8 protein-coding genes are annotated in these 13,215 nt (G+C 57.4%); 1 reads left to right on the forward strand and 7 read right to left on the reverse strand.

Annotation, left to right across the window (positions count from 1 at the left end):
* Positions 1–443: 443 nt before the first annotated feature.
* Positions 444–1,529 carry a lytic transglycosylase domain-containing protein gene (locus GEAM_RS13095; protein WP_210435886.1) on the reverse strand — a complete coding sequence of 362 codons (1,086 nt, stop codon included), beginning with the start codon at positions 1,527–1,529 and terminating at the stop codon, positions 444–446.
* Positions 1,530–1,795: 266 nt separating this feature from the next.
* Between GEAM_RS13095 and GEAM_RS13100 the strand changes: the two genes are divergently transcribed.
* Positions 1,796–2,320, forward strand: coding sequence for a lytic transglycosylase domain-containing protein (locus GEAM_RS13100; protein WP_034792190.1), 525 nt, complete (start codon positions 1,796–1,798; stop codon positions 2,318–2,320).
* Here GEAM_RS13100 and GEAM_RS13105 read toward each other — a convergent pair.
* From GEAM_RS13105 to GEAM_RS13130, 6 genes are all read right to left on the reverse strand, one after another.
* A complete protein-coding gene (locus GEAM_RS13105) occupies positions 2,270–2,695 on the reverse strand; it encodes a type III secretion system chaperone (RefSeq protein WP_034792192.1) in 426 nt (141 codons plus the stop codon). The genes GEAM_RS13100 and GEAM_RS13105 overlap by 51 nt on opposite strands.
* A 67-nt stretch (positions 2,696–2,762) precedes the next feature.
* Positions 2,763–7,847: an AvrE-family type 3 secretion system effector gene (locus GEAM_RS13110; protein WP_034792194.1), complete on the reverse strand. Its 5,085-nt coding sequence runs from the start codon at positions 7,845–7,847 to the stop codon at positions 2,763–2,765.
* Between the two features lie 177 nt (positions 7,848–8,024).
* A complete protein-coding gene (locus tag GEAM_RS13115) occupies positions 8,025–8,489 on the reverse strand; it encodes a CesT family type III secretion system chaperone (RefSeq protein ID WP_034792196.1) in 465 nt (154 codons plus the stop codon).
* A gap of 12 nt (positions 8,490–8,501) precedes the next feature.
* The gene (locus GEAM_RS13120) at positions 8,502–10,073 is read right to left on the reverse strand and encodes a hypothetical protein (protein ID WP_034792197.1); all 1,572 of its coding nucleotides are present in this window, start codon (positions 10,071–10,073) and stop codon (positions 8,502–8,504) included.
* A gap of 57 nt (positions 10,074–10,130) precedes the next feature.
* Entirely contained in the window at positions 10,131–11,696 is a 1,566-nt protein-coding gene (locus GEAM_RS13125; RefSeq protein ID WP_034792199.1) for a hypothetical protein, read from the reverse strand.
* A 165-nt stretch (positions 11,697–11,861) separates the two neighbouring features.
* Positions 11,862–13,166 (reverse strand): Nramp family divalent metal transporter, encoded by a 1,305-nt coding sequence (locus GEAM_RS13130; RefSeq protein ID WP_034792201.1) that lies wholly within the window; start codon positions 13,164–13,166, stop codon positions 11,862–11,864.
* Between the last annotated feature and the right edge of the window lie 49 nt (positions 13,167–13,215).

Genomic DNA, 13,215 nt, shown 5'->3' on the forward strand with positions numbered 1-13,215 from the left:
AAAGCGCATCCAAAAAGAGTTATATAATCAACGGGATGCTGGGCACGTTCCCAGCCAAATTTATTTTCATCCTTTGAATATATTTGCTTTCCGGCAGAGTACTAACGATTGAAAAAACCGATTAAAACTCGCTGAATCTTGCATAAAAATAGTGCGTCAGATCTCACTTCTTAACGAAATCTTAATATAACTCCGGCCGCAATCGATAAAAAAATTGCGCTTTGACATACTTCTTACAATTAGACATATTCTGGCGGACGGAAAATTGCCGAGATTTGAGATTATTCCTACCTTAGGACTAAGGTGATTATTATGAAACTAAGTCAAATTACATTTCAGAAAGGTTATATCTTCAAAATAATAACCATAAAAAAATCCGATAATGAACTTATTTCATTATCGGATGAAGTAAATTAAATCAATTTGAATGACATAATAGGCTATTAAGCCGGTAATTGACCTTGGCCCGATTCGATAATTTTAGCAAAGTTTAAAACATTATCGACATAAGGCGCGGCGCCGGTTCCGGTCTTAGAAATATCCGACAGGTTGGATAAATTCACGTCATCCGGGCCTGAGTTATAAGCACGCAGACCCGCGCCGATATTTCCGCCAAAGGCATTAGTCTGCTGTTTGAGATACAGCGCCCCGGCCATAATATTGTTTTGCGCACTGTTCGGATCACCCGACAGCAAGCCTGGGTTCTCTTTCGCCATCTCGTTGTAGGTGTCCGGGTTGACCTGCATCAGGCCCGCATCGGTTTTACCATTGCCGCCGTTGGTCGACGCCGCCGAGAGGTTGCCGCGAGATTCAGCCCAAATCTGCCCGGCAATCACGCTGGCTGGCATGCCCGTGGCCTGCGCCGCGTTGTTAATGGATTGACGATAAGGCTCCAACTGTGGCGGCAGGTGTAAATTACCCGAACCGCTGAGACCCGCCATGCCCGAGGTCGCACCAGCACCGCTCGCGCCGCTGGCACCACTTGCCCCACTCGCCCCGCTAGCACCATTGGCTGCACCCGCACCCGCACCCGCGCCCGGCTGGGCTAACAGATTGTTGCCCACCGATGGGCCACCGCCGCCGCCGTCACCGAACGACGGCGCCGCTGAACCACCACCACCACCGCCTGAAGATGCCGATGGCGTGCTGTTCTGCTGGTCTGAATTATCGCCGCCGCCGAGCATTTTCAGCAGCTCTGACAGCAGTTGGCGGATCATATTCATCAGCTCCGCCATCTGGCCGCCGCCCGCGCCCGCTGCGCCATCCTGCCCCTGCATCGCCTGAAGCGGGTTAGTTTGCGCGTTGTTTTGGGTTGGGCCATTAACGCCAGAAACTGAAGGCGAACCGAAATCCACCGGCGTGATACCCGATGCGGCGCTAAAGGTGACCGTCAGCGGCATAGAAAGCGCCCCGGCCCCTGAATTATTGTTGTTCACCGCACCATTATTGTTACCAACCCCGCCGGTCGGATCGAGATCCGCGGGGGGGATGTACTGAGGGACAAACCCCGAACCATTAACATTCATCATTCTTCCTCAATCCTCATAATAAGTGATGCTTCTGCTCTCACGCGGCGCTGCCACAGACCGCCCGTTCGAGCAACCCTGTTATGGATGAATCAAAAGACAGGAAGCGACGCTCATGGCGCTTCTACCCTGTCATTTGTGTGCGTCCTGCCGCCGGTTAGTTCCGAGCCATAACACTTTTTGCAAAAAGTAACGAGGTGTGGAACCGCCGCCTCGCTACCGCCACATAAAAGCATTCGAATTTGAGTCTTTATCATGGAGCCACGGCGATGAAGCGACATTTGCTGGCCATCACTCTCTGTCTCTCCGCCAGCTGTCAGGCAAACTGCTTTAAGGACGCCGGGAAAGCCTTCGGCATCCCTCCTGCCCTGCTGCTGTCGATAGCCATTAAAGAGTCACACCTCAATCCGTCAGCGGTGAACAGCGCCAATCGCAACCACACGGAAGATGTCTGCATGATGCAGGTGAACAGCACCCATTTCGCCCATTTGGCGAGCCTTGGCGTGTCGCGCACTAAGCTGTTGAGTGAACCTTGTACCTGCGTGAATACCGGGGCATGGGTGCTGTATGGCATGTTCCAGCAGTATGGGAAATCCTGGAACACGGTGGGAATGTATAACGCCGGGGCCGCGCCTTCACACCAGCCGCAGCGCGATCGCTACGCCAGTGATGTGCGCCGTATTTACCAGCGCCTGCTGCACAGCGTCAGTCAGGATACCCTGCTGACGCTGGAGCAAATGCCGTCAGGCCGGGAGAGCCGTCGGGAGGGTACGGACGAATTCGCGAATAAATGATTGCACTTCGCTGGCCTGCTGAATAAAGCCATCAAGCAGGCCGGAGAAGTTGCGATTATCCAGCGAGGAGAGAGGCTGCTGAGTGCAAAGACGCAGGTTCTGCTCCTCCAACGCCAGCCAGCAGCCGCGCATGGCGTCCATCTCAAAGTTCAACGTCAATATGGTGTGCAGCAGCGCGGCAGAGCTGTTTGGCTCCAGCACCATCACCTGACAATGCAACACCACGGCGTCACTGCCCGGCGGTAACTCAATGATCGCAGCTTCTTGTTTCTGCGGGGTGAACAGTGCGCAAACGCCATTTTCCAATTTAAGCGATGTATTCAATCGACGGCCATAGTGGCTCAATAAGTTCTGCAAGTGTGCGCTTTCGTTCATCTTATTTTCCTGTGATTAACATTTCAGTTATTCATTTGCTGGCCCGCCGCCAAGCGGGCCGCGTTCCTTACCCTTTAATGACAAAACCCTGTTTCTGCGTCGCGGAAAGCGCCTTATGTACCTCTTCATTCGGTCGGGTGATTTTCCCTTCCAAGGTGAATCCGGTTGGGTCGAGCTGGTTCTCCGCGTAGCTGAAGTTGATTTTGCCGAGGTTGACGCTCATCGCCACCGAGGCGCTGTTGGAGCCACCAATCAGGAAAGCCGGGGTGGCGAAGCCGTCACCTTTGCTTTGGGAACGAGTAAAGCCAATCGACTTAATGCGCAGGTTGTCGCTGTTACTCAGCACGGCAACAATTTCCTGCGGCGTGATGCCGCCAACCTGCCACTCACCGGCCATTTTGTCCTTCTGCGACTCATTGAGTTCCAGCGTCACCACGGCTTCGGTACTGCTGTTTTGCTGCAACTCGCGCACCATCTGTTTCAGCCGCGGGTCGTCATCCATCATCTTGGCAATACGGTCGGCATTACTGTCCGAAGGCCGCGTGCTGACCATGTGGAACAGGCTGTGGAAGAAGCTGTTGCTGTCGAGCTTGCTCAGGTTGCTGTAAGTCGAGCGGTACTCGGCGGTGCCTATCTCCTTGCCTTTGCGCTCGGCCAAGATCTGCTGACGATTGCTCTGCGCCAGCTGCAAAATGGCGTCGCGCTGGGCATTGCCGCGCAGCGTGGTGCCCGGCTCGAACGGTGTATTGAGCTGGGTTTTGAAGTGGCCCACCAGCAGCTTGAGCTTCTCGGCGGGCAGCTTGCCCTCATCCTCTTTCAAGGTCTCCAGCAGCTTGTTGGTGGCCGGATCGGTGAACTGATCCCCCAAAGTTTTGATCAACTTGTCGATATGCACGTCGGCCAGCGGCTGGACGTCTTTCAACTGAAGGTTGATGTTCTGACGCGTGCGGTTATCCACCGAAGCCTGAATGCTGGCCCCGGCCCCGGCAAACAGCGGCAGGTGGGTTTCGTCACCGGTTTTCTGGTTGACGCCGACCGGGATCGCAACGTTGGCCCCGGCGTTAAACTGGTTAAAGGCGCGCAGGCGGTTGTCACTCTGCGACTGCTGTTCGCTGACATCGCGGCGAGTGGTGCTGCGCTCGCGCGTGCCGTTGAGCAGGTTAGCACCGGCGTAAACTCCGCCACCGAAGCGGGCGCTGGTTGACGAGTTCTTCTCATGATCGTTGGTGATCGGTAGGCCGACGCTGGCGACCGCGGCGGCGTTGATATCCATACTGATGCGCATGGTGTTGCCGCTCTTCACGCTGTGATCCATCCCCTTATCCATCAGCGCCTGCGGGTCGAGATTACCCTCGGTCAGCGCATCCAGAAACTCCGGCAGCTCGGCTTCGCTCAGGCTAAAGCTGATGCCGTTTTGCATCTGTCGCTGCAACATGGCCGAGACAGTTCCGCCAAGGCGGAAGCCCGGCGAGAGGGTGCGTTCGCTGTCCAGCGCGGTTTTGTGGTCGTGAAGGTAATCCGTCAGCATGTTGTAACCCGCCGCGCCGAATACCGTGCCGGAGCCGCCGCCATTGCGGCCAAAGCTGACGTTAATCCCCGTCTCGCCACGGGAGAAGTTCAGGCTGTAGCTGCGATCCACGTTGACCCGCACGCCGGGGCTGGCAAAGCCTTGCGAGCCGGGGATCATGGTGCCGGTCCCCGCCGCGCCATAGGCCCGGTTGAAGGTGATGTCTTCGCCGCTTTCCAGCGACAAAATCGTCTCTTTCATGCGGCTGTTCAGCTCGGCTTTATCGCTGGCGCTCATCACGTTGCGGCTGGTGACGTGCACCCCATGGTCCTCTTTGGAGAACGCCTTGGTCATCGACTTGATGGCGTCGTAGTTAGCTTCCAGCCCGCGGTTGTTGACGAAGCCCATCGAGGTGGCTTTCTTGATTGGGTTCTCGCCCCAAGTCATATCGCGCAGCTCATTGAACTTCGAACGCACGGTCTGCATCGCCGCCTCTTTCTCCGGCCCTTTTTTCGCCATCGCCTGCTGCATTTCGGTCAGCAGGTTATGCATGTCAGCCTGCGTCAGCGAGGTGAGGATCAGCTGCGATTTCACCAGCCCGACGTCGTCGTGGGTGTCGCGCTGCTTGCCAAAAGGCACTTCCGGTTTCTGATGGTTGAGCACCACCTTCTTGCTTTCCATCAGCGCCAGAATGCTGTTAGCCGGGCTGTTTTCGCTCGACGGGAAGTAGTGCATCATGCGGTTCAGGCTTTCGGTCAGTTCGCCGTCGCGGGTACTGGCCGGGTTGAAGCGCCCGCTGCCGCTGTTCTTGGTTTTACCTTCGCCGAGAACCAGCTGGTTGTTGCTGTCTACCACGCCATAGTGCTGGCCCAGCAGGTTGGCGTGATGGCTGGAGACGTCAGTCAAATCTTGGTTGAAGCGAACCAAAGCGCGTTTTAAATCTTCGTTGCCGGTCCAATCCATGCTGTCGATACGCGAACTGATTGGCGGGCGTGGCGCTTTAGCCCCCTCTTTTGAGTTGGCGGGATCGGCGGCACGCAGGCGATTCAATAATTCGCCCTGCTCCTGATAAACCGGGCGCAGCCCTTCACGACCGGCATAGCCGTGCTGGACAAAATAACCGGCGTTTTTCACCGGGCGCGGCGTTTCCATCGTCGGTTTGAACAAGAAGGCGCGCACCCGCGATTTAAACGGCGTTTGCACCCGCAGGCCATCTTGTCCGGTGGAACCGGCAATGTTGACCTCGCGCTTCACCGTGATGTGGGTGCCCGGCAGATGAGTGTCCTTGGTCGCCACTTCGAGGCGCTGGAACACCTCTTCCGCCACGCGTTTTTCAGGGCGCTCGTCGATGTCCACCAGCCCCTTCTTCCATTCGCCTTCGTGCAGAGTGGCCTGATCGCCCTCGTCATTGCTGAGCAATAAGTTGTCCGGGCCACGCTGGGTCAGGGAGGTATACTTCGGCCCCTCGCGCGGCACTTCCATAATGTCGGGTTCCGGCGTGCCCGCAGGCGTTACGGGCGCTTTCGGTTCGGTGGCCGGGACATTTTCACGCGCTAGCCCGGCTGTTTGGCCTTTTTGCCATGAAGTGGCGGGCAGGCTGAACAAGCCGCCCTCTTCGCTAAGCAGGTACATTTGCTGGTTTTTGCCCAGCGCCATATCGACGATTTTCCCCGCCTTGCCGCCGTCGTTGAGCCCGGTAATGGCGGTTTTCAGCGCGTCGGCTTTCAGAGTCTGGGTACTGACCTTTTCGCGGCGATTCTCTTTGTTAATCTGCTGGTATTGCACGTCACCGTCGCCACTGAGCGCCACAAAGCGCCCTTCGGATAACGCATCAATCGCCACGGTTTTCTGTTTTTTGTCCAAGCCGCCCACAGGCAGGTCAGCCTTGACGCTGTTCTTCACCCGGCCGAGTGAGAATAAGCTGCTGTCGTGGCGGATTTCATCACTCGACAGGTTGACCTTGAGACGGCGCAGTTCGCCTTCATTGAGGATCCACGGCTGGCCATCCTGCCCGCGCCGCAGCTGCTCGGCGGACTCTTTCGACGCCACCCAGCTATTGGTGGCGCGGTCGAGGTAATGCACCTTGCCGTCGTGCAGCGCCAGTTGTCCGAGCGGGCCGAAATCCATAATGCTTTTGGCTTCGGGTTCCGGGCGCGGCAATCCTTTCTGGTTATCCAGCACCATGCTGTCGCTGATACACCAGCTCGACGCCACGTTATTGCCGTTAAGCGTGATGGCGTGCTGCTGGTTCTGCATATCTTTTAACTTAGCGTGCAGCTGCTGCTGGTCATCAGTGAATAAGGACTCCACCCGCACGCCCTGCCCAAACTGCATCGTCAGGTTGATTTTGAGCGCGGCAGGCACTGGCTCAAAGGTCATATTCTGGCCACCGTTGGTCGGTAGCTTCGCCTGATAAAGCTCGCCAAGGTTGTCCGTGGCGTACAGCGTGTTGTTGTGCAGCGCCAAGGCACTCGGCGCGAAGTCCGCCGGAGCAATAGTCATTTTCTGCGCGGCGGCCATCGGCGCATTGAGCTGCGGGTAGAAGCTCAACTGCTGCTCGTGACTGGTTTCATCGGCGCTGAGGATCACGGCGTGGCCACTGGCGTCCATCGCCACCTGCGAGATTTTGCCCGGCGCCTGAAGCGACTTGCCGGTGGTCAGGTCGAGCAGCTTTTTATCATCAGAAACGGCGTAAAGATGGCCGTTCCCCTGCTGGCTGAGTTTGGACATTTTGCCTTCAGAGGCGTCATGCACCTGCCATTCGCCGCTGGCGGCGTCGTGGCGATAAATCTTTTTCTCATGCAGCCGCAGGGACTCTTGCCCTCTGGCGGTACGGTGGCTAAACACCCCGGTCAGTTCACTTTGAATGGCGGCGTCGGGCAGTTTGGCTTTCGAAGCCGGTCGCCCGCCGGGCGTGAGGATCTCGGCATGCTTATTGTCGGCACTCAAGCGAACCTGATGATTCTCCGTCGAGGTGGATTGCAGCACCGGCATGCGCCCGGTGCGAGTTTCAATCGGTTTCTCATAGCTCTTGCTGTTGACCATGCCGACTAAGTTCAACGGCGACTGCTGCAAAGAGACCAGCCGACCGCGGGTATCAAGCAGCACCTGCTGGCCATCGCTAGCATCATGCCCCTGATATTTCTGTTCGGAGCGGCCTAGCGTGACATTGAGCAGCCGGTCAAAAGGCGGGTTGCCGTCGGGTACGCTGAAGTGCGCCTGACCTTTGCTGTTGAGCGCCACGTTAACTTTCGGCGGCGGCGCGTTGTCCACGGCACCCAGCTCGGCCTGAGTTTTCGCCCCCCAGCCGTCACTGCCGGGCACGCCCAGCGCGGTGTTTAGCTCGGAGAGTTCAGGCAGGCGTGGCGGGGCGAGATCCTGAATGCCCGTGCCGACGGGTTCATGCTTTGAACGCAGAAAACGCCCAAAGACGCCCCCGCGCGAAAGTTTCCCCTGACTGCTCTGTTGCTTAATATCGTTACGCGGCGTGGCGCTGTGAGCTAAGGTGCCGCCCCCCGTCTGGCGTGGCCGCGAGGGTTGTTGGGCAAGATGGCTAGCAGACGTCGTCCCCTGTTGCTGGCGGGCAATATCTGCATTGCTGATCATGTGACTCGGTTTAAGCAGTGCGGAAAAATTAAGTGCCATAGTGATAATCCTTATGCAACTACGGGGGGGAAATATTAATTTATCTACACAATATGTGTGGAGGGGGGTGAATTGGTTCCAGAAAAACAAAGCCCCTGGTCGCTTTCGGGCGAAAAGGGGCAGAATAACAGGGCTAAACTCGATGATTTTTAAGGATAAATCTTCAATTATTAATTTTTAAAAATTATGCCTTTGGCGAATCATTAACTCATGAGCGGCAGGCACCAGTTTCTTGGCTTTCGGGCTAGCCGACGGCTGGCGCAGGCGTTCACTGACCTGCATGGCGTGGGATAAAAAGCGATTGAGCATAGCGGTCAGCTCAATGCCCTTCCAGTTCTCAATCTGCAACTCGACCCACAGCACGATGAACTTGTCGGCGGTGGCGCTGTGATGAAACGCCGGAACCTCCTGATTGAAGCCGTTCATCTCCAGCAGCTTCCACCCCAGCTCGCCATCGTCCTCGCTCATCGGCTTGCCCAGCCGCGTTGCCATCAGCACGCGCCCGCTTTTTGCCCCAGAGAGGTGCAATTGCAGGTGCTCGAAGGCGATTTCATAGTTCCACGCTGGCCCCAGCGATGAGGGGTCAGCCCCCAGCCCTTCAAACAGCGGCTGAAGGTGATAGAAAAAATCCTCTTGTTCCATTTCGACTCTTCCTTATAGGTTGCTGAGGTTATCGAGAGCGCTCGGGAAGGAGTTGCTATGTTCTTGCTCCAGCGCGTTCATCATTTCTAATAGCGTGTCCGCCGCGTCGGTGTCCGAGGGCGCACGTCGCGCCGCGCTGGACGCGCCAAACACCACCGACTGCGCGGCACCGCTCGAACCAAAAATCGACGGGCCGGGGCCGACGGTTGGGCTTGGCGGCGCAGAGGGCTGGCTGTACTCGCTGTCGGAATCCGAGTCATAGCCAAAGGCTGGCGAATCGTTGCTCTTCTTGGTCATCAGCCCTTTGGTGGAAGCGGCGTCGTCAAAATCCTCTTCCGGGTCGCTCGGCAGATGGCCGTAATCACTGGTCGGGCTGGCGCTGGCGCTTTTGGTTTCAGCGGCGGCAGGCGCGGCGGCTTTGGTTGGGTCACCCGGAATCGCCCCCTGCATGCGCGGCGGCACGATGGCGTTCACGTCAGTCGGGTTAGCGACGAACACGCGCGGCACCAACACCTGCGGGCGGAACAGGCCGTTAATCAAGGTATTCACATCTTCGTTTTCCAGCATATCCTGACGCACACCCGGAGACAGCGAGCGGCAGCGGTCGATGATCGACAGCGCCATACCGCGCTTCATATCACTGCCTTTGAACACGCTGTTTTTGGCATCAAAATCGAATTTTCGCTCGTGCTTATTCAGCTCAAAGATTTCGTTAATTTTGGCATTCGGCGGCAAGTCATTGAGGGTGGAGAAGCGCTTGTTCGGGTCCGGCAGTTGCCCTTCCAGCACGTCGAGCAGGTGTAGCGTGCCGTGCTGCTGGACATTCGGCGAATCGAAGTCGAAGCGCACCACGTCTTTACCAAAGCGGCTGGCCTTCTTCTGCAGCTCTTCGCCCGATTCCAGCGCAAAGAACACGTTGTCGTCGTTGGCGAGGTCGGCGATATCCGCCGCCGAGGAGTTTTCACGCGGGAATGTCACGCCGTCGCGGATAAGCTTTTGGCGCGACGAAAGCGAGATCTTGCCGGTGGCCGGATCGCTGATTTTATCCAGCGAGTTGGTGGCGTGAGTAATGCGCAGCGGCGACTCGAGCATTTTCTTCAAAAATGCCTGTTCGAAAGGCGCCAGCGGCTGGTTCATCAGCGGCCCCTGCAATCTGACATGCAGGTTTTTGAGGTTCTCGCGGGAGAGCTTATCGACCGAACTGTTGCTCGGCAGCCCGCGCCAATGAGTGCCTCGGGCCAGCATCTCTTTGTTGATTTTCTGCCCCATGTTGCGGCGCATGGCGTAGGTCACCATCTTCGCTGCTTCATCCTCGGTATAGTTCCTCACCGGGCGCTCGCGGGTGGAGACGCTTTTCAGCGCCCCGGCCTGATGGGCTTCCCCTTCGTCATCTTCCTGAATCGGGAACATGTCCCATTTCGACGCCAGCGCCCCTGCGCTGTGTGAGGAGACACTAACCTGCTTGGCCTGTCCGGCGGCCGTCTGGCTGCTGGCCTTGGCGGTGCCCGAGCTAGAGCCGGGTTTCGAAATATTCAGCGGCGCAACTGACGCCAGCTTGGGCATAGAATTAATGGCAGAGCTCATAACAAACCTCCCGCATACGGCTGGTGCTGGCTTCAACTAAAAACAGCAAAGTGTCGATCATAAAAGGGCCTGCGCATCTTCGGCGGCGAAGGCGTTCATCATCTCCAGCAGGGTGTCGGCGGCGTCGGTGTCCGATGGCGCGCGCATTGATCCGGAGGAAGATGAGGAGGAAACTGAGCCGGGTGACTGCGTGCCCAGCAGCGGATTTCCACCGCCGGGAGAGCTGGTCGGCGACGAAGAGAGGAAAGAGGCGTCCGGAATAAACGGCGGATTGGCCGCCGACGTGGCGTGGGAGCCCATCGGGAATTCTTCATCTGAACTGTCGTCATAGCTAAAGGGCGCGGCGCTGCCAAAGGTCGGTAGGTCAGAATCACTGAGCAGGCTGCCGTAATCACTTTCGGAGTCGCTGTCGGAGTCTTCGGCATTGAGGTAAGACTCAAGCAAGGCGTCGAGCGCGACGGCGCTGACCGCCGCCGAGCGAATGTTTTCCACTTCACTGATATCAGTCGGCTTGCCGACGAACATGCGCGGCACCAGCACCTGCGGGCGGAACAGGCCGTTGATTAAGGCGTTAATATCCTCTTTCTCCAGAATACTGGCGCGTAGCTCTTCGGGCAGCGCGCGTGTTCTGTCGATGATTGCCAGACCCAGCCCGCGCTTCATGTCTTTGCCCTGAAACAGGCTGCCTTTCGGGTCCATGCCGTAGCGCGAATGCTCGTGCTTATCCAGCATATCCCCGGTCAGCATCTGGTCGCGATGATGCAAAGATTTCAAAGTAGTCAGGTGTTTGACCGCCTCGGGGAAGCCGTTGAGCACGTCGAACAGGTGCAGCGTGGCGTGCTGCTGCACCGCCGGGGAATCCAAGTCAAAGCGCATCACGCTTTTGCCGAAACGGCTGGAGGGTTTCTGTAATTTCTCCCCCGATTCCAGCGCAAAAAACACGTTGTCATCGTTAGCCAGCGCCTGAATATCCATTTTCGAGGTGTTATCTTTCGGGAAAGGCACGCCGTCGCGCACCAGCTTTTGTCGCGAGGAGAGCGATACCACGCCGGTTTCACTATTTTGCACTTTATCCAGCGCATTGGTGGCGTGGGTGATGCTCAGCGGCGACTCGAGCAGTCGCTTGAGAAAGGCTTTTTCATAAGGCGCCAGCGGCTTATTCAGCTCTGGCCCCTGCAAACGGATGTGCAGGTCTTTGACGTTTTCGCGCGACAGTGTTTTGACGGTGGTTTGTGGCGTCAGGTCATCCCAACGCGCGCCCTCATTCAGCATCTGCTTGTGGATTTTCTGCCCCATATTGCGGCGCATGGCGTAAGTCACCAACCGCGCAGCCTGATCCTCGCCCTCAGGGCCGACAAAAGCTTTGCCTTCGCGGGTGCGCGGCGTGACGCTTTTCAGCCCGCCTGCGTCCTGCGCAGAAGCTTTGCCCTGCTCATCCGAGGCAGACATTTTCCACTCAGACGCCATCGCGCCAGAACCTTTGGAAGAAACACTCACCTGCTTCGCTTGCCCGGCGGCGGTAAATCCGCTGGCCTTGGTGCTGCCGCTCGGACCCGAACTGGAGCCGGACCCCGAGGTTTTCACAGTGGATGGAAGAGGGACAGAACTGATGGCTGAATTCATTAATGCCTCCGGACAAAACGCAAAAGGCGCGAGGCAGACGCAGAGCCATGCCGGGCGCGTTGGTCTTGGTTATGTGGAGGCCGAGGCGGAAAAGTTCCCCCTTGGCTCAGCGAATCAGCTGCGCGAAAGCCAAGGGGGAAGAAGCAAGCAAGGCGGGTTTAAGGCTTATTCCAGACCGGGGATGCTCACCCCAAAAATTTGCAGCAGCAGGATGATGTTCAGCGCCACGATCACCACGGTGCCGAGAATGGAGATCCCCGCAGTCAGGCGACTGTTGACGAACTCGCCCATGATGTCGCGGCGGCGGGTGAACATCACCAGCGCAATCATTGGCGCGGGCAGCGCCAGACTGAGTACCACTTGGCTATACACCAGCGCATCGGTGGCATTCACCCCCAGCGCGACCACGATAAAGGCCGGGACCATGGTGACCAGACGGCGCAGCCAGATAGGAATGCGGAAGCCCACAAAGCCCTGCATGATCATCTGCCCGGCCATGGTGCCGACCACTGAACTGGAAATACCGGAAGCAATCAGCGAGAGCAGGAAGAAGCCCGCCGCGCCAATCCCCAGTAGAGGCGTCAGAGTGTGGTAAGCGGTTTCGATTTCCGCCACCTCGCTATGCCCGGCGTGGAAAGCGCTGGAGGCCATGATAACCATGGCGATATTCACCAAACCGGCGATGCTCAAGGCAATCACCACTTCGATATTAGAAAAGCGCAGCAGTTTGCGGCGTTCGCCCTGATTCTTGGCGTGGGTGCGGTGCTGAGTCAGCCCCGAGTGCAGGAAGATAGCGTGCGGCATCACGGTGGCACCGATGATCCCCACAGAGATGGTCAGCGCCTGCGCGTCCGGCAGCTGCGGGGTGATCATCCCCAACCCAGCGGCAGCCCAGTCGACCGGCACAATAAACATTTCCACCAGATAACACAGCGCGATGACCGCCACCAGCCCGCCGATCATCAGCTCTATCGGTCGGAAACCGCGTTTTTCCACCATTAATAATGCGTAGGTGATAATCGCCGTGATGCCCATGCCGACCAGCAGCGGCATATGGAACAGCAAAGAGAGCGCCAGCGCGCCGCCGAGGAATTCGGCGAGATCCGTCGCCATAGCCGCCACTTCGCTGACGCCCCACATGCCCCACACCACGGGTTTGGGGAACTGGTCGCGACACATTTCGGCTAAGTTTTTGTTGGTGACGATCCCAAGCTTGGCGGAGAGCGCCTGAAACAGCATAGCGATGATATTGGCCATCACCACCACCCACAGCAGGGTGTAGCCGTAGCGAGATCCGGCCTGAATATTGGTCGCGAAGTTCCCCGGATCCATATAAGCGATCGAGGCGATCACCGCAGGACCGGCGAACAGCAACGGCGTCATCAAACCGCGTTTGCGGCCCGACAGCGCGTTGTCGATCGCGGTGTTAGTTCTTTCAGTTAAGGAAGAAGTCTGGCTTGTTCCACTCATACTGCACCTACCCTGTTCTTGCTTGTTATTTTTTTGTGTAGTTTTCACC

This window comes from Ewingella americana ATCC 33852 (genome assembly GCF_000735345.1).
GTDB classification, from domain to species: domain Bacteria; phylum Pseudomonadota; class Gammaproteobacteria; order Enterobacterales; family Enterobacteriaceae; genus Ewingella; species Ewingella americana.